This window comes from Dickeya fangzhongdai (assembly GCF_002812485.1).
Lineage (GTDB): Bacteria > Pseudomonadota > Gammaproteobacteria > Enterobacterales > Enterobacteriaceae > Dickeya > Dickeya fangzhongdai.
Window position 1 is genome coordinate 3,149,880 of the sequence record NZ_CP025003.1, and the last position, 17,522, is coordinate 3,167,401.

Genomic DNA, 17,522 nt, shown 5'->3' on the forward strand with positions numbered 1-17,522 from the left:
AGTGTCAGTGAATGACGTGCATATCGGAATGTGAAATCGTTATTTCAGGCGCAGCGACATCTCTGGCAATGTTTCCCGGGTATATCTCAGACGGAGGTTATCTTCATGAGCAAACTGTTCAGCCCATTGGCATTGGGAAACCTGACGCTGCCAAACCGCATCATCATCGCGCCGATGTGCCAGTACTCAGCTGAAAATGGTAAAGCGACCGAATGGCACATGATGCATCTGGGTACGTTGTCGCATTCCGGCGCCGGATTATTGATTCTGGAAGCCACCGCCGTCCTGCCGGAAGGGCGCATCTCGCCACAGGACCTCGGCCTGTGGGACGACGATACCGAACGTGCACTGGCGCCGGTTGTACGGGGCATCCGCAAACATTCAGCCATCCCGTTGGGCATCCAGCTCGGCCATGCCGGCCGCAAAGCCTCAACCGGCGCGCCCTGGGCCAATCGAACCTTCCTGCCCCCAGAGCAAGGCGGCTGGCAGACAGTGGCGCCTTCCGCCTTGCCTTACCACCCGGATGACACCCCGCCTGTCGCCATGAGCCACGATCAAATCAAGAACCTGATTGATGCCTTTGCCGCCTCGGCCAGACGGGCAGATCGGCTGGGGTTCGATTTGATCGAGATCCACGCCGCTCACGGCTACCTGTTGCATCAATTTCTTTCGCCATTGACCAACCAGCGCGATGATGAATATGGGGGATCGCTGACCAACCGAATGCGCCTGCTGCGCGAGGTCTATATGGCTGTGCGTGAAGTGTTTCCGCCGCATAAAGCCGTGGGCGTCCGTATTTCCGCCACTGATGCCGTCGAAGGCGGCTGGGATCTGGCGCAATCTATTGAACTCGGCAAATTGCTGCGCGAATTGGGGTGCGACTATATTCATGTCTCCAGCGGCGGTCTGTCGCCCTTACAACAAATTCATCCCGCCCCCAATTATCAGGTGCCTTTCGCACAAAAAATTCGTCAGGCAACCGGGTTGGTGACCATCGCCGTCGGCTTGATCACTGAACCGGAACAGGCAGAAGCGATTCTGGCAACTGAAGAGGCGGATGCGGTAGCCCTTGCGCGTGCGATTTTGTTCAATCCGCGCTGGCCGTGGCACGCGGCGATCCGGCTGAAAGAAAAAGTTATCGCGCCTCCCCAGTACTGGCGCTGCGAACCACATTACGCCAAAGGGCTGTTCACCCCGCTATAAATTGATGCCCCCCGCCGCCAGTGCGGGGGCTGTTCCGCCCAATGTCACCAAACGCTAAAACCCATATCCCTCAAATGTTATTATAGATACCGTGTTGAATTTGCGGATAAAAGCAACAAGCGTATTCTTTCCTTAACAACGCCGCTTTCGGCTATTCTGTTGGAAAGCGCTGATCATTATGTTAACCGTCGGCGTGTTGTTCGCCGCTTTTTGATTTTGATACTGAGGCTATGACACAAATCCCCTCTTTCCATCGCTCACTCTTACACCCTCGCTACTGGCCGACGTGGTCAGGCATTGTTCTTCTCTATCTGCTGGTGTTGCTGCCTTATCCTTTCATTTACCGCATCGGTACCGGGCTGGGAAGATTGTCCATGCACTTTCTAAAACGCCGCGTCGCTATCGCCCATCGTAATCTGCAACTCTGTTTTCCGGATATGCCCGCAGAAGAACGGGAACAACTGGTGAAGAAAAACTTTGAATCCGTCGGCATGGGGGTGATGGAAACCGGTATGGCGTGGTTCTGGCCTGACTGGCGGGTAGAGCGCTGGTTCAAGGTGATCGGTATTGAAAATATGCAGCCTCTGCGTGAGCAAAAGCGCGGCGTATTGTTGATTGGTCTGCATTTTCTGACCCTGGAATTGGGCGCGCGCATCTTCGGTCTGCAAAATGCCGGGATCGGCGTTTACCGACCCAATGACAATAAGCTGATCGACTGGCTGCAAACCAGGGGCAGAATGCGTTCCAACAAATCTATGCTGGATCGCAAGGATTTAAAAGGCATGATTCGCGCCCTGAAACAGGGCGAAATTATCTGGTACGCTCCCGACCATGACTACGGTCCGCGCAGTAGCGTATTCGTTCCCTTATTTGCCGTCGAGAAAACGGCGACCACAGTCGGCAGTTACATGCTGGCCCGAGCCGCCAAACCCGCTATCGTCCCGTTTGTTCCCCGCCGCCTGCCGGATGCCAGGGGTTATGAATTGATTATTCAGCCGGCACAGCTGGATATTCCGCAGGAAAGCGAAGAAGCGACCGCCGCCTGGATGAACAAACTGGTTGAAGAAAATATCCTGTTGGCGCCGGACCAATATATGTGGCTGCATCGACGCTTCAAAACACGCCCTGTCGGGGAACCTTCGCTGTACTAAGCCCTGGGACAACCCAGTCAGGAAAATACGATGGATGATACCGCCCCGATTGACTGGAAACGCAACCTCTACATCGCCTGGTTAGGGTGTTTCTTTACCGGGGCCGCTTTCAGCCTGGTCATGCCTTTTCTTTCACTGTATGTTGAGCAACTCGGCATACAGGGCCATGAAGAATTGAATCTGTGGTCGGGCGTGGTTTTCAGCATTACCTTCCTGTTTTCAGCTATCGCTTCGCCGTTCTGGGGACGTCTTGCCGATCGTAAAGGGCGCAAGCTGATGCTACTGCGCTCTGCGTTAGGAATGGCGATAGTGATGGCGTTGATGGGGCTGGTGCAAAATATCTGGCAATTCCTGCTGCTCAGAGCGGCATTGGGTATCCTGGGCGGCTTCGTGCCGAATGCCAATGCGCTGATCGCCACCCAGGTTCCCCGCAATCGTAGCGGCTGGGCGCTGGGAACCCTGTCCACCGGCGCAGTGGGCGGTGCGCTGCTCGGGCCGCTCTTAGGCGGCTATCTGGCGGATACCTTTGGCTTGCGGCCGGTCTTCTTCATCACAGCGGTGGTCTTGTTCATCTGTTTTCTAATTACGCTCTTTCTCATTCGGGAACGAATTGAGCCCGTTCGGAAAAAGGACATGCTCAGCGGGCGCCAGGTGATGATTTCACTGAAAAACCCGCATCTGGTGATGAGCCTGTTTGTGACAACCATGATTATCCAGATAGCCACCGGCTCTATCGCGCCAATTCTGACGTTGTATGTGCGTGAACTGGCGGGTCAGACCGATAATCTGGCCTTTATCAGCGGCGCTATCGCCGCCATTCCGGGCGTATCGGCACTGCTGAGCGCCCCACGGTTGGGAAAACTCGGCGACAAGATTGGCCCGGAGCGCATCCTGATCGCCATGTTGATACTCTCGGTGCTACTACTCATCCCGATGGCGTTCGTACAGTCGCCCTGGCAACTGGCGTTGCTGCGTTTCCTGCTGGGGGCCGCTGACGGCGCACTGTTACCCGCCGTGCAAACGTTGCTGATCTACCATTCTTCTCATCAGGTCGCCGGCCGGATATTCAGTTATAACCAATCATTCCGTGATGTCGGCAACGTGACGGGGCCGCTACTGGGCGCCAGCATTTCCGCCAGCTTTGGGTTCAGAGCCGTATTTCTGGTTACCGCTGCCGTCGTGATGATCAACGCGTTCTACTCATGGTTCTCTCTACGCCGCAAGCCCAATCGCATACCGGTATCTGAACCTGAATAAAGCGGTTCTCCGGTGTGGGATGAACGTAATCCTGATAATGGACAGAATCAGCCCATAAAAAAAGCAACGGACTGGCCGTTGCTTTTTCGTCGATCACCCTGACTTACTGGGCGCTTTTAATCACCGGAGCGGCGAGCGTCTGGTAATGGCTTCGCCAGTCGCTGTGAGTATCCGGCTGACTCCACACCCGATGGTGCAGGCGAGCCAACGTCACCGGATCGCTAATCAACGCCAGACGCAGATTGCCATCAACATCCTGCGGTTTGCGACTCAGTGCATCATTGACGCGTTGTTCACGCATATCCTCAATCGGCTTGCTGAAGCGGTGACGCGCCGTCGCCATTGCGCTGGTCAGCGCGTTGATTGACGGATCAAAGATCGCATGCATGAAACCATGCTCCAGCTTGCGCTCACGATTGCGACGGAAATACTCATCGGTCGCCACCAGTTCACGCGGCGGCTCGAACTCTTCCGGGATCAGCAGCAGCTTGGCGCGTTTGCAGGCCAGCCCCACGCCGGCACGGCTGGACAGTACTGATACCAGCGGCGACAGGATCAACGAGAATACGATAGGCGCCAGCCACCACAGGAAGCGCAAATCCAGCCATGCCATGCCAATCGCCCAAACCAGTCCCAGCAGCAGCTGAGAACCATGGCGGGTGAAGGCTTCGCTCCAGGGTGTCGCATCATCATCACGCTGCGGTGATTTCCACTGCACCGACCATCCCAGAAACGCGCTGACCACAAACACGGTGTGGAACAGCATGCGTACCGGCGCCAGCAGCACGGAAAACAGCATTTCAATCAGCAGCGAGATAAACAGCTTGGCCACTCCGCCGTAAGACTTAGCACCTTTAGCACATACCAGAATGACGCTCAGCAATTTCGGCAGGAACAACAGAACCAATGTTGTCGAGAACAAAGCTATCGCCAGTTCCGGCCGCCACTGCGGCCATACCGGAAACAGCTGGCGAGGTTGCAGGAAGTACTGCGGCTCCATCAGCGTATGCACCACCTGCAATGCCGTGGAGAGCGCCAGGAACATGAACCACAACGGCGCGGACAGGTAAGACATGACCCCGGTCAGGAACACCGCACGGTGCACCGGATGCATGCCTTTAACCAGGAACAGCCTGAAGTTCATCAGGTTACCGTGACACCAGCGACGGTCGCGTTTCAATTCATCCAGCAGGTTAGGCGGCAGCTCTTCATAGCTACCCGGTAGATCGTAGGCAATCCACACGCCCCACCCGGCACGACGCATCAGCGCGGCTTCAACAAAGTCATGCGACAGGATGGAACCGGCAAACGACCCTTCACCCGGCAGCGGCGCCAGTGCGCAATGCTCAATGAACGGTTTAACACGGATAATGGCGTTATGACCCCAGTAATGGGATTCACCCAATTGCCAGAAGTGCAAACCGGCGGTGAACAGCGGGCCATAAACACGAGTAGCAAACTGTTGGCAGCGGGCATACAGCGTATCCATACCCGATGCACGCGGTGCAGACTGGATAATCCCAGCTCTCGGGTTGGCTTCCATCAACCGAACCAGCGAAGTCAGGCACTCGCCGCTCATGACGCTATCGGCATCCAGCACCACCATATAGCTGTACTGATTGCCCCAGCGACGGCAGAAATCGTCGATATTGCCGCTCTTACGCTTCACACGGCGACGGCGACGGCGATAGAAGATTCGACCCGCACCGCCAACTTCACGACACAAATCCATCCACGCTTTCTGTTCGGCGACGCAAATATCCGGATCGTTACTATCGCTGAGCACATAAATGTCGAAATGATCCAGCTCGCCGGTAGCCGCAACCGACTCGTAAGTCGCCCGCAATCCCGCAAACACACGTTCCACATCTTCATTGCAGATCGGCATGATCAGCGCCGTGCGGTGTTCCGGATTCAGCGGCTCATTGCCGGTCGTTGTCGACGAGATACTGTATTTGTCCTTGCCGATCAGCAGCTGCAGGAACCCCATCAACGCGGTCCAGAAACCGGCCGAGACCCAACAGAACAGGATAGCGAACAGGATCAAAATCCCACTCTGCAGCACATAAGGCAGCAGTTGCATAACCGTACGCCATACGTCCTGATGCACCATCGCGAAAGGATCGATCAGCGCCCACCCCTGATAAGGAAGAATGGTCTTCATATACCAGGTAGCAATAGCGGTTTGGAACAGCGTCAGCAACAACAGGATATAGCGGCGCAACGTCCCTACCCTGCGCCAGCGATTTTCCGCTTCGTTCTCTTCCGCCGTCTTGTACTGATGACGAAGTGGTTTGGAGCGCCCGTTGAGCATATCCCACCAGCGCACCATCGGGTTCGTCTGCCAGGCATCAGGGAACATAGAAGCACGAGTGATACGCGGCATCGCCTGCAGCGCAGTACGCCCTTCACGGTCTTTACCCAGTTGCTTACCGCCGTTCAACCCGTCTTCCCACGCCAGTTCCAGACGACGCGGTACGGAAACCAGCGGAACATCATCCGGCGATTGCATAGTGACGACAGAATCATCAGACAAAGAATGATGCAGGGAAGACAGATCCTGAGACGAGGACAAGCTCTCACGCAGGGCCTCTGCCTGCTCGGCAGGCAGAGGCAATTTCTCGATATACTCGAGAGTAGAAGTTGATTTATTCATTAGCAGGCAGCTGATAGCTCCAGGTTTCAGTCAATGTAGTTTCACCATTGACCAATGCCGCTCGCATTTCCGTCGGCTGCTTGTTGTCTTTCACTTTCATACGCAGTGTCAGACGCCAGCCATGGGTTACCGGATTATAGCGAACAGTGTTTTCCACAATTTCGCCGTTGTCACCGATACTGACTTGTGACGCGACCGGCGCATTCGGATCCAGCTCCTTCATTTTGCCGCCGGCGAAATCGACCAGGAATGCAGTGGTGCCGTCCGGCTGACGAATCAGATTGGACTGTTTCACATCGCCGGTTGAACGCATGGTCTGCATCACATAGGCCTGTTCCGGCGAATGCAGCGCTTCTTCATCCTTGGTGAAATGCAGGCGGTATTTAACTTCCAGCGGTTTGCCTTTCTCAGGCAGGTTTTCCGGCGTCCAGAAAGCCACGATGTTATCGTTGGTTTCATCCGCGGTCGGAATCTCTACCAGTTCTACCTTGCCTTTACCCCAGTCGCCTTTGGTTTCAATCCAGCCGCTGGGACGCAAATCGTAACGATCGTCCAGATCTTCATAACCGGAGAAATCGCGACCACGCTGCAGCAACCCGAAGCCTTTCGGATTCTCAATCGTATAGGTGCTCACCGCCAGGTGCTTCGGATTATTCAGCGGACGCCAGATCCACTCGCCGTTGCCGGCATGGATAGACAAGCCGTTGGAGTCATGCAGCGCCGGACGATAGTTCAGCGTCGGAGACGGCTGGTTCGGCCCAAACAGGAACATGCTGGTCAGCGGCGCTACGCCCAGTTTGCCCACTTTGTCGCGCAGATAAACCTTGGCTTCCACATCCATCATGCTGTCGCTGCCCGGATAGAGCACAAAGCGATAGGCGCCGACGGAACGCGGAGAATCCAGCAACGCGTAAATCACCAGGTGTTTGTCTTCCGGCTTCGGATGCTCAATCCAGAATTCGCGGAAACGCGGGAACTCCTCGCCGGACGGTAACGCCGTGTCGATAGCCAGGCCGCGGGCCGACAGACCATACACTTGTCCTTTACCCACCACGCGGAAATAGCTCGCCCCCAGCATACTGAGGATTTCGTCGTGCTTATCCGCTTTGTTGATCGGGTACAGGACCTTGAAGCCTGCGAAACCCAGATCTTTCACCGTCGCCGGATCGTGGTTGACGGAACCAAAATTGAAATAGTCGGTAGAGTATTTGATTTCGTTGACTTCAGTGGCAGTCACTTCATTGATTTTGACCGGAATGTCAAAATACATACCCTGATGGTAGAACTGCAGTTTGAAAGGCGTCTGGTCCGAATTCCAGTAGGATTTGTCCTGGTTGAAGCGAATCTGCTGATAATCGGCGAATTTCATGTCGCGAAACTGGGCCGGAAGATTACTCTTTGGCGCTTCATACCCCTTTTCAGCAAGCTTTTCCGCCTTCTGCGCAACATCGTCAATGGAAAAAGCCCAAGCGTGCAATGATGTCAGAGACAGCATGACCGCAGCTGAAACCCAGCGAAGATTAGCAACCCGCTGCTTAACCCTAAATTTATTAACCAGCACATCTCCCCCTGTATGTGTGCCTAAATCAACTAAAACCCATATTAATGGATAAGTTAGCTTTCCGACAACTTGAGAAAAGAATGGTTCATCATAATAGGTCATCGTTTAAACAACATCGACGCGCCTAAATGACAAACCGCCTTTTCAGGATGAAAAACCATAACGGATATCGCCCTAAAAATGCCTAGGATTAGTCCGTTGAGAAACGAGGGTAAATTTTCCTCTCACATGACCGCAGTAGCAAGAAACTTCTGGGTCTGACGCCCATTAACCGGTGTTTTATGGAAAGCGGAACGCAACTTTTTCACCAGGGATGATCAAAAAAGAACATTTTCTTAACCCTTATTCCATGATCGGGTACAGTGTCGGCTATGTTGCCTTTTTCTCATCGTCACATGTAACGCATGTCTCTGTTTGAACTGAGACAACGGCGAACCCCAGCCTGGCTGGGGATACTGGCCCTTGTCATGATCTTTCTGGCCCCGTCCATCTCGCAGTCATTGCGGGCCAGTCATCACGTTCAGATATCGCCGCGCCCACATCACCATTCGCCTTCCGCCAGCCTCTCCATGCCGGAGCATCACAGCCACCATGCCATGGTTTCTGCTGCGACGCCCAAAGGAGATATGGATGAGATGGGCATGGGCATGGATCATGCCGCCTGCGGTTACTGCGTGCTGCTTTCTTATCTGCCGCTGCTGGCATTATCAGGCCTGCTTCAAGCTGTCGTCGCCGTCTGGTCGCCTCGCTGGCAAGCGCTTCTCCCCGTCTATTCCCTGTTCCATAACCCACGTTTCCTTTCACCGCTACCCCGCGCCCCTCCTCGTGGATAAGCCATTACCATCAAAACCATTTGTTCATTAAAGCCGTGTCTGACACCGCTTACGGTCACTCTTGCTGATGGTTTTTTATCACCAGATGCCGCTGAACAACCACGCCTGTCGACAGGAGTGACATTCATCTTTGTCGACTGCTGGCTTACCCTATGCGGAGGTTTTATGTCCGAGTCAAAAACCGAGACATCCTTCATTCAGGCGGGAGCGGTCATTGATACACCGCTAACGTACGACGCGACTCGCAACAGTCAGGTCCGCTCACAGCGCGCAGCGTTGCAGGCATTGCTGATGCGGTTGCATTTTTATATCGGATTATTCATCGGCCCGTTCATCTTTATCGCGGCGCTGACCGGCACGCTGTATGTGCTGACGCCGCAGATTGAATCAAAACTCTATTCTCACCAGTTGTTTACTGACGCCGCAGGAGCGCCTACGTTGCTGTCGCAACAAATTACGGCGGCGACCCACGCTTTGGGCGATAAGGCCCAGCACGCCCGGCTAACCGCGGTTCGCCCGGCGCCGGGAGCCGGGCAGACGACGCGGGTGATGTTTTCCCTGCCCGATCTCGGTCCATCAGAAAGTTTTGCGGTATTTGTAGATCCGGTGTCACTCGACATCCGCGGCGCGCTCACGGTATACGGCACCAGCGGCATTCTGCCGTTTCGCACCAGCCTGGATTATCTGCACCGTAGTCTGTTGCTGGGCGATCTTGGCCGAAACTACAGCGAACTGGCCGCCTCCTGGCTATGGATTGCCGCCCTGGGCGGCCTGTATATCTGGATCTCGACCCGCAAAAATCATCCTCGCCTGCATCACCGCCCCGCCGCAGGGCGCCTGAGTCCGGCCCGGCAACGCCAGCGATTACGCAGCAATCACGCGGTTACCGGCCTGTTGCTGCTGGTCGGGTTGTTATTCTTTTCAGCGACCGGCCTGACCTGGTCGCGTTGGGCCGGCGACAACGTCGCCCAGCTTCGTGCGGTCATGGGCTGGCAAACGCCGTCGGTCAATACCCGCCTTGATACAGCGCCGCCCTCTCCTCCCTCGGCGCATGCCGAACACGACATGATGTCGATGCCAATGCATCCGGCAGTCTCCCAGACCACGCCGCAAACGTTTGATAGTGTACTGGCTGCCGCCAGAGCCGCGGGAATTGATGCCGGGAAAATAGAGATTCGCCCGGCATCCAGGGTTCAGCGGGCGTGGACCGTTAGCGAAATTGATCGGGCATGGCCCACGCAGGTTGACGCCGTAGCGATTGACCCGATGACGTTCCGCGTCATCGACAAAGTCAATTTTGCCGACTATCCGCTAGTAGCCAAACTGACACGCTGGGGGATTGACGCGCATATGGGGGTACTGTTCGGACTAGCCAATCAACTGCTGCTGTCGGCATTCGGCCTCGGGCTTTGTTCTCTGATCGTCTGGGGATACCGGATGTGGTGGAGCCGTCGGCCGGCGCGTCCTTCCCCCTATAACCCACTGCAAACACTGACGACCGCCTTCCTGCAACTGAACGGCCGCCTTCGGTTGCTGGTGCTGGTTATTACGGGTGCGCTGGCGGTCAGCCTGCCGGTGATGGGGATCAGTCTGGTCATGTTCCTGTTGGTCGATATCTGGCGCTGGTCGCGACAACGTCAGACGGCGTAACATTCCGACTGACCACCGAAGGCCGGTATGACTGACGCGTGCCGGCATGTTGTATCGGCCAACGCACATGTTCAGTCAGCACGGGCGGATGTAAAAAAACCGCAGTCATAATCGACTGCGGTTTTCATTCAACATTATCACGAATCAGAAGGTCGCCCATTCCGGCGCATCAGATCCGGTTGCGTCTTTAGCGCCCGGCAAACCGGCCAGCGCCAGCCCCTTTCCTCCCGGCTGCCGCCGCGTCGTTCCTTTGTCGGACCAGTTGCTATTAAGTTTGAACACACTGACGGTTTTTGCCAGCGTTTGTGCCTGTTCCTGCAGAGAAAGCGCCGCCGCTGCAGATTCTTCCACCAGCGCCGCATTCTGCTGCGTCGTGGTATCGATCTGCCCAATCGCCAGGTTAATCTGGTTGATGCCTTCGCTCTGCTCCAGACTGGCTTTGGCGATTTCAGTGATCACGCCATCGGCGTTGTGCGCATTATCAATCACTGCGCCCATCGTCTGTTCCGTATTTTCCACCAGCGACATGCCGTCCTGCACCTTCTGCACCGAGTTATCAATCAGTTCCTTGATTTCCTTGGCCGAATTGGCGCTGCGCTGCGCCAGCGCCCGGACTTCGCTAGCCACAACGGCGAATCCCCTTCCCTGCTCACCGGCGCGGGCGGCTTCCACCGCGGCATTCAACGCCAGAATATTGGTCTGGAAGGCGATACTGTCAATCACGCCGATGATTTCCGCCATGCGCTGGGATCCGCTTCGGATTTCGCGCATTTCCCGCGTGACATCCGCCATCATTTCGCCGCTCTGGCGAACAATCTCGGAAGCCTGCCCCGCCAGCGAAGCCGCATGCTCCGTATTTGCCGCCGTATTTTTGATGGTGGCGGTCAGTTGTTCAATCGATGCGGCGGTCTGTTCCAGAGAACTGGCCTGTTCTTCGGTACGGGCGGACAGATCCTGATTGCCGGCGGCAATCTGCGATGCGGCGGAAGATATGGTTTCCGCGCCATCACGCACCTGACTAACAATGTTACGCAGGCTGTCATTCATTTCATACAGCGCATGCAACAACTTGCCGGTTTCATCCTGCGCACAGGCAGAGGCTTCGGTAGTCAAATCGCCTTTCGCGACCTTTTCCGCCAGCGTTAACGCCTCCTGCAGCGGCTGCGTCACACTACGGGTGATCCACCAGGCGATCAGCCCTCCGGCTACGATGCTAATAATAAAAACCAGCCACAAGACCATGCGAATATCGGTATAGCTCTTTTGCACCGCTTCCCGCGCGTTCATCATCAGATCATCCTGATAGTCAATGAACTCGGCTACCTTGTCCTTATATTTTTGTTGCAACGTCAGAGAAACATTAATCAATTCTGCCACCGCGTCTTGCTTATTGCCGCGGCTGGCCAGATCCATCAGCTTATTTCCCGATACGCTATATTCACTACGAATCTGTTGAATATCACTTAGCAGACTGGCTGAGCGAGCATCTTTGACATTTTTGCTTAAATCGGCCAGCAAGGCCGTAATCTCCGCAGAATGTCCCTTGGTTTCTTCATTCTTGCGTTTAATATCCTCATTAGAATCCAGCATCAATATGAGTTGCTGTCCCAATAGGGCATTATTCAGCTCATCGATCAGTTTATTTCCTTTTGCCGTCATCGGATAAAGTTCGGAAACGGTATAATCCATCTTACGGTTAAAATCGCTCAGATTACTTAATGCCACTGCCCCTGCGATCAGTAGCATAATGATAAGAAATGAAAATCCGATTGCCAGTCTATAGCCTATTTTTAAATTAGAAAAATTCATTGCAAGCCCCTTTAATAAAATCCTTTCGGTTACAATCCAATTAAAAATCAAGTGGCAAATGATTTATATTTACCAGGCTCCATACCTTAAGAAAGTCATTCCATTGCAAGATGAGCCATCGGCAAGCCATCGCTGCCTGGACAGCAGAGAAACGGGGTGAGGTAACAGCACAGAGCTCTTACCTGCACGCCATGCAGTAGAGTCTGAATGATGGAACCCGGTATGGGTGAAAGTCGAACCAATCCAGTCGGCGCAATGAACACGCCAACGTGTTATTCCAGTCCTGGGAATCATTTTATCCTCCGTGATCACCAATTCCCGCCATGAATCAGCAGGTGAAGTAACCATGCCACGGTTCAGGCCAAAACCTAAACCGCGGCACGGTTATTTATTCCGGCTATTGATTAACAATAATCGGATGCGGCATCCTGCCATCCCCATTATCAGCGCAATCACCTTGTCTAAGACCACGCTGATAGCGGATTGTTTCACATTATAAAAGGAATGATAAGTGCGTTGTTGTTAATACAAAAAAAATCTTACAGAAATTTCTACCTCGTCACGCGATAACTCACGTGACTTTCCATACAAGAAATATCATTACACCCAAAATTTTTCTTCTGAAATTGGCGTCAGTCTACGATAGAACAGAAAAATGCTCGACAAATTTTGGGAAAGCCAGTCGAATATTTACGCTTTCAGGGTAATTCTCTAACAGAAAAGTGAATCTTATTTCATTCAGATACCTTTCGTCTTACCTGCTTAATGGTTATTCCTCGCTATTACGCTCGATGATTCTTACCCGGTTTTTAACGATTATCGACCGGGAATTGCCACGTTCTCTCCATTTACCGTCCCTTTGAGGTTAAGTAAGTAGAATGCCGTAAGAGTTCCGCCAGATTATCTGAAATCGTCGCCCGCGCCTTGTCACGTACAGATATCATCCACGTTGCCACAGGCGCTTTCGCCCCTGACGTCCGCTATACGCGAGCCAAAAGAAAAAATGGGGAAATGAGGAAGAACAGCATGAAGGTGGGATGAATGCTGTATCCCTGCGATGGATACAGCATGCGAAAGCCGGAATTACTTCTTCCTGGAAGTGCCTTTGCCTTTCAGCAACTGACGAAGTTTTTTGATTTCCTTCGCCGTCAGCGGTTGCTCCACGATCTCTTCCGTATTCTGACTATCAACGATCTCTGCCTCATCAGCGTCATGGGCATGGTCTTCGATATCAAAACTTTTCAGCAAACGAGCACTGACCTCAGCACTGATCGAGACCTCGTTTTCCAGCGCAGCCGCTTTGATCTTTTCTTTCAGATCCAACGGGATTTTCAGTGACAGACTTGATATCTCACTCATTTCATTACCTTTATGGCAGGAGAAAATCTCAAACTATGCCAGTCTCCTGATAAAGTCCATACTGAAACAAAAAATTAATATAAATGTCATGAAAACCACAAAAAAATATAAAACAAGCATACTTTTGATGTGATATAGATCGCAGTTTTATCTCACATTTTTCATCCGGCGTTTTATCTTTGTCATATCGGCTGTCTGCGCCGGATGGATTTAACATTTTCAGCTATCCGTTCCACCTGTAAATAAATAGCCGCTGAAAAAATTATCAATTGAGGTTCGGATTCTTCCGGATCTGTATTCTTTGACACGTCCATCAAAAATAAATCGAGACTGCGCGTAATATTATTACAACGAATGCACGGCTGACCGACGGCGCCAACAACGCGATACCACGTTGTTAACATTTTACCGACGCATCAGCCGACAGATGACGGCTCACCGGTACGTGGAGGCGAACCAAAGCGCTCCGCCAGCGGCCGCGTAGCGGGGGTTGTCCATCCGCGGGCGCATCCGGGCATCAGGCAGGTTAATCGATTGATCGAAAAGTTTTAACAGCATAGAATACGCGCCCCTGTAACCATAAGGAAGTAAATGTGTCACACCATCACCTGTGGGAAATGATCAGAACCCTCTATTTCCTGGGCCTTTCGGTCTCGATGCTATTTACTTTTTTTATGAGCAAAGATAATTCTCTGACCATGCGCTTTCTGGCCTCAATATTAATCGGCGTCACCTGGCCATTAAGTTTTCCAGTGGTGATCGTTTTTTCATTTTTTTAATTATTATCACTTAATGAATTAGCAGACATGATATTTGCTGCCCGGTTCAAAATGCGGGTCGTACGGAAAATAAGGATTCGCCAGCGCTGATGTCTGTTCTGTTTTAACAGTCAGACCGTTTTCTATCGCTGGCATACATTAATCAGACTATTCGTTTTCCGGCGGCTGGTTCAGCATCGCTTGCAGATCCTGCCTGAGCAGCGACATCTGGCTGGCATATTTCTCTTTATGCTCCGCGTCTTCGATCAACTGCACGATTGTCTCCGACAGGGTAACGCCGCGGCGCTGCGCCAGCGCCGCCAGACGCTGCCAGACCAGATATTCAAGATCGATGGATTTCTTGCGGGTATGCTGGTGCTCGGCGTTGAAGTGCCGTTTGCGCCGGGCGCGGATCGTCTGTTTCATGCGGTTTTCCAGCGCCGGATTCATGCACTGCGCAATCCACTCCAGCACCAGTACTGGCTGGCTTTCCATTTTCAGCAATCGATCTACGGCTTCATCGGCCGCGCTTTGCTCGATAAAGCGCGTGACTGGCTCGCCTTCGCGATGTTTTTTGACCAGGTACTTCCACTTCCAGCCGCACTCAAGATTTTTTAGTTGTTGATATTTCATACATTATTCTTTAGTGACCGTGTAACGTGCCTGAACTTGTCCCCATTGTTGCCCGATATTCCCGTTTCAGGCAATGCCTTGCTGACTATTTTTCGTCCAAAAATTCGCCTGTGGATGTTCTCTTGTTCGCATCTCCGGACTCAGTGCATATGCAGCCCCAAGAATTCTTGTATAATTACGGTTTTCCTTTAAACGATTACAGCAGATACTTTGACCAGTAACCGACTCGAATGGCAGCAACTGCTGCCCGATCATACGCCATATCAGACATTATTCTCCCAGGCAGCCCAACTTGCCCCCGCCGAGTTCTCAGCGGTACAGCCGCGCCTGGCCGATGCGCTGACGATTTTCTGCCATCCCCGCTCGCCTTCCCGATTCATGTTGTTGAAGGCGCAGGAGAACAACGCTTATCTGGCATTGATTGCCAATGCCATCGCTCATCTACCGGCCCGACAATCGGAAACGCTGCATGGTAACCGTTATCAGATCGACGGTCGTCAAATCAGTATCCAGCCAGCCCAATATCCGGATGACAATTTTGCGGCCACCCTGCGCTGCGGCTATCAGGAGTGGATCGAGCCGGAACAGCTGTTTGGCTGTGTGCGGGTGTACAAAGACGATATCAGCCTGCAGCCCGGCCTGCTCCATCGCGTCAACGGCGGTACGCTGATTCTGTCCGCCCGAACATTACTGGCGCAGCCGCTGATGTGGCTGCGGCTCAAGCAGATCATCATTGACGGTCAGTACCACTGGCTGTCTCCCGACGAACGGCGGCCCTTGCCGGTAGAGATTCCGCCGATGCCGGTCGATTTGCGTCTGATCGTGCTTGGCGATCGTGAAAGCCTGGGCGATATCCATGAGATGGAGCCGGAGCTGGGCGAACTGGCGATTTATGGCGAATTTGAATCACAGTTGCAGCTGATCGAACCCGAAGACATGGTGCACTGGTGTTCCTACATCAATGCGTTATGCCTGGAAAACCAGTTGCCGCTGCTGGCCGCCGATGCCTGGCCGGAACTGTTTACGCTGGCGGTGCGCTATAGCGGCGATCAGGGTAATGTCCCCTTGTGCCCGCAGTGGCTGCTCCATCAGCTCAAACACGCCGCGCTCTATGCCCGTCAGGAAGACATCACCGGGCAGGCTATTATTGATGCCGTTACCGCGCGTCGCTGGCGTGAAGGTTACCTGTCCGAACGTATGCAGGACGAAATCGAGCTTGGTCAGATCCTGATCGAAACCGAAGGCGACATGATCGGTCAGGTTAATGGGTTATCAGTGCTGGAGTATCCCGGTTATCCGCTGATGTTTGGCGAACCGACCCGCATCAGTTGCGTGGTGCACCCAGGCGACGGCGAGCTGACCGACGTCGAGCGCAAGGCTGAGCTGGGCGGCAACCTGCACGCCAAAGGCATGATGATTATGCAGGCGTTCCTGATTTCCGAACTGGAACTGGAACAGCAGTTGCCGTTTTCCGCATCGATCGTGTTTGAACAGTCCTACAGTGAAGTCGATGGCGACAGCGCCTCGCTGGCTGAGCTCAGCGCGCTGGTCAGCGCCCTGTCGCTGCTCCCCATCAATCAACAGTTGGCCGTCACCGGCTCTGTCGATCAGTTTGGGCATGTGCAACCGATCGGCGGCGTCAACGAAAAAATCGAAGGCTTTTTCGAAGTATGCCAGCGTCGTGGTTTGACCGGCAAACAGGGCGTAATTATTCCAGCGACCAATCAGCGTCATCTGTGTCTGCAGCCGGAAGTGGTCGACGCCGTGCGTGAAGGGCAATTCCATATCTACATCGTGGATTCGGTGGCCGAAGCGCTGATGCTGTTGACCCAGATGCCGTATGATGACGATCGGCAGCCCAGTCTGCTGGCGGCGATCCGCGAGCGGATCGCGCAGTTGGCGCCTCCGGAACGCCGCCGCTTCCCGTGGTTTTTCCGTTGAGGAAACTGGTTGGTCCAGAAGCAACAGACTTGCTCAGCGTACATCTGTACGCTAACCTGCGTGCTCCACAAAAACAGGGCTTATAGAAACATGGTAGACAAACGCGATTCCTATTCCAAAGAAGACCTTTTCGCCAGCGGACGCGGTGAACTGTTTGGTCCGCAGGGACCACAACTGCCGGCCGGCAACATGCTGATGATGGATCGTGTCATCTCGATGACCGAAGAAGGCGGTCTGCATGGAAAAGGCTATGTGGAAGCAGAACTGGATATCCGTCCGGATCTGTGGTTCTTCGGTTGCCACTTCATCGGCGATCCGGTGATGCCAGGCTGCCTGGGTCTGGATGCCATGTGGCAGTTGGTAGGCTTCTATCTCGGCTGGCTGGGCGGCGAAGGAAAAGGCCGCGCACTGGGCGTGGGCGAAGTGAAATTCACCGGCCAGGTACTGCCGGAGGCGAAAAAAGTGACTTATCGCATTCACTTTAAACGCGTTATCAACCGTAAGCTGATCATGGGCATCGCAGATGGTGAAGTTCTGGTCGACGGTCGTCTCATCTACACCGCAACCGACCTGAAAGTGGGTCTGTTCAAAGATACCAGCACCTTCTGACAGCAGATAAAACGCGGCGCTAACGCCGCGTTTTGCTATAAAGGGCAATGCCGACACAGGTTATCCCTTCCCTTCAACACACTCTCTTACCGCCGTTTTTTA

13 protein-coding genes are annotated in these 17,522 nt (G+C 53.6%); 8 read left to right on the forward strand and 5 right to left on the reverse strand.

Features of this window, described 5'->3' with window-relative positions; all coding sequences use genetic code 11:
* Positions 1 to 105: 105 nt before the first annotated feature.
* From CVE23_RS13945 to mdtG, 3 genes are all read left to right on the forward strand, one after another.
* On the forward strand, positions 106 to 1,203 hold the full coding sequence (locus tag CVE23_RS13945; RefSeq protein ID WP_100849775.1) for an NADH:flavin oxidoreductase/NADH oxidase: 1,098 nt from the start codon (positions 106 to 108) through the stop codon (positions 1,201 to 1,203).
* A 230-nt stretch (positions 1,204 to 1,433) separates the two neighbouring features.
* Positions 1,434 to 2,354: a Kdo(2)-lipid IV(A) acyltransferase gene (locus tag CVE23_RS13950; protein ID WP_100849776.1), complete on the forward strand. Its 921-nt coding sequence runs from the start codon at positions 1,434 to 1,436 to the stop codon at positions 2,352 to 2,354.
* A gap of 30 nt (positions 2,355 to 2,384) precedes the next feature.
* Positions 2,385 to 3,611, forward strand: a complete 1,227-nt coding sequence (gene mdtG / locus CVE23_RS13955; protein ID WP_038919532.1) for a multidrug efflux MFS transporter MdtG — start codon at positions 2,385 to 2,387, stop codon at positions 3,609 to 3,611.
* 103 nt (positions 3,612 to 3,714) lie between these two features.
* Here the strand turns inward: mdtG and mdoH are convergent, their stop codons facing one another.
* Positions 3,715 to 6,267 carry a glucans biosynthesis glucosyltransferase MdoH gene (gene mdoH / locus CVE23_RS13960; RefSeq protein WP_100849777.1) on the reverse strand — a complete coding sequence of 851 codons (2,553 nt, stop codon included), beginning with the start codon at positions 6,265 to 6,267 and terminating at the stop codon, positions 3,715 to 3,717.
* Complete coding sequence (locus CVE23_RS13965) at positions 6,260 to 7,762, reverse strand: glucan biosynthesis protein G (RefSeq protein WP_107759778.1); 1,503 nt, start codon at positions 7,760 to 7,762, stop codon at positions 6,260 to 6,262. Before CVE23_RS13965 ends, mdoH begins: the two co-directional genes overlap by 8 nt.
* A gap of 470 nt (positions 7,763 to 8,232) precedes the next feature.
* Here CVE23_RS13965 and CVE23_RS13970 point away from each other — a divergent pair, with 470 nt between their 5' ends.
* Positions 8,233 to 8,661, forward strand: a complete 429-nt coding sequence (locus CVE23_RS13970) for a DUF2946 domain-containing protein (protein WP_100849778.1) — start codon at positions 8,233 to 8,235, stop codon at positions 8,659 to 8,661.
* A 165-nt stretch (positions 8,662 to 8,826) separates the two neighbouring features.
* Entirely contained in the window at positions 8,827 to 10,311 is a 1,485-nt protein-coding gene (locus CVE23_RS13975; protein WP_100849779.1) for a PepSY-associated TM helix domain-containing protein, read from the forward strand.
* Between the two features lie 144 nt (positions 10,312 to 10,455).
* Here the strand turns inward: CVE23_RS13975 and CVE23_RS13980 are convergent, their stop codons facing one another.
* Together CVE23_RS13980 and CVE23_RS13985 are read right to left on the reverse strand one after the other, a co-directional pair.
* Positions 10,456 to 12,120 (reverse strand): methyl-accepting chemotaxis protein, encoded by a 1,665-nt coding sequence (locus CVE23_RS13980; RefSeq protein ID WP_038919537.1) that lies wholly within the window; start codon positions 12,118 to 12,120, stop codon positions 10,456 to 10,458.
* Positions 12,121 to 13,203: 1,083 nt separating this feature from the next.
* Complete coding sequence (locus CVE23_RS13985) at positions 13,204 to 13,479, reverse strand: hypothetical protein (RefSeq protein ID WP_038667978.1); 276 nt, start codon at positions 13,477 to 13,479, stop codon at positions 13,204 to 13,206.
* A gap of 593 nt (positions 13,480 to 14,072) precedes the next feature.
* Here CVE23_RS13985 and CVE23_RS13990 point away from each other — a divergent pair.
* Positions 14,073 to 14,258: a GhoT/OrtT family toxin gene (locus CVE23_RS13990; RefSeq protein ID WP_023637881.1), complete on the forward strand. Its 186-nt coding sequence runs from the start codon at positions 14,073 to 14,075 to the stop codon at positions 14,256 to 14,258.
* 147 nt (positions 14,259 to 14,405) lie between these two features.
* On the opposite strand, the gene matP is transcribed toward CVE23_RS13990, so the two are convergent.
* A complete protein-coding gene (gene matP, locus CVE23_RS13995; RefSeq protein ID WP_022634045.1) occupies positions 14,406 to 14,870 on the reverse strand; it encodes a macrodomain Ter protein MatP in 465 nt (154 codons plus the stop codon).
* Between the two features lie 210 nt (positions 14,871 to 15,080).
* On the opposite strand from matP, the gene CVE23_RS14000 reads away from it, so the two are divergent.
* Positions 15,081 to 16,811, forward strand: coding sequence for an AAA family ATPase (locus CVE23_RS14000; RefSeq protein ID WP_049855062.1), 1,731 nt, complete (start codon positions 15,081 to 15,083; stop codon positions 16,809 to 16,811).
* A gap of 90 nt (positions 16,812 to 16,901) precedes the next feature.
* Entirely contained in the window at positions 16,902 to 17,420 is a 519-nt protein-coding gene (gene fabA, locus CVE23_RS14005) for a bifunctional 3-hydroxydecanoyl-ACP dehydratase/trans-2-decenoyl-ACP isomerase (RefSeq protein ID WP_033567674.1), read from the forward strand.
* Positions 17,421 to 17,522: the final 102 nt, after the last annotated feature.

Bases quoted from the DNA above. Each gene is read 5' to 3' on its own strand.
- CVE23_RS13945 (WP_100849775.1), top strand. From the start codon at position 106: ATGAGCAAACTGTTCAGCCCATTGGCATTGGGAAACCTGACGCTGCCA.
- CVE23_RS13950 (WP_100849776.1), top strand. From the start codon at position 1,434: ATGACACAAATCCCCTCTTTCCATCGCTCACTCTTACACCCTCGCTAC.
- mdtG (WP_038919532.1), top strand. From the start codon at position 2,385: ATGGATGATACCGCCCCGATTGACTGGAAACGCAACCTCTACATCGCC.
- mdoH (WP_100849777.1), bottom strand. From the start codon at position 6,267: ATGAATAAATCAACTTCTACTCTCGAGTATATCGAGAAATTGCCTCTG.
- CVE23_RS13965 (WP_107759778.1), bottom strand. From the start codon at position 7,762: ATGCTGTCTCTGACATCATTGCACGCTTGGGCTTTTTCCATTGACGAT.
- CVE23_RS13970 (WP_100849778.1), top strand. From the start codon at position 8,233: ATGTCTCTGTTTGAACTGAGACAACGGCGAACCCCAGCCTGGCTGGGG.
- CVE23_RS13975 (WP_100849779.1), top strand. From the start codon at position 8,827: ATGTCCGAGTCAAAAACCGAGACATCCTTCATTCAGGCGGGAGCGGTC.
- CVE23_RS13980 (WP_038919537.1), bottom strand. From the start codon at position 12,120: ATGAATTTTTCTAATTTAAAAATAGGCTATAGACTGGCAATCGGATTT.
- CVE23_RS13985 (WP_038667978.1), bottom strand. From the start codon at position 13,479: ATGAGTGAGATATCAAGTCTGTCACTGAAAATCCCGTTGGATCTGAAA.
- matP (WP_022634045.1), bottom strand. From the start codon at position 14,870: ATGAAATATCAACAACTAAAAAATCTTGAGTGCGGCTGGAAGTGGAAG.
- fabA (WP_033567674.1), top strand. From the start codon at position 16,902: ATGGTAGACAAACGCGATTCCTATTCCAAAGAAGACCTTTTCGCCAGC.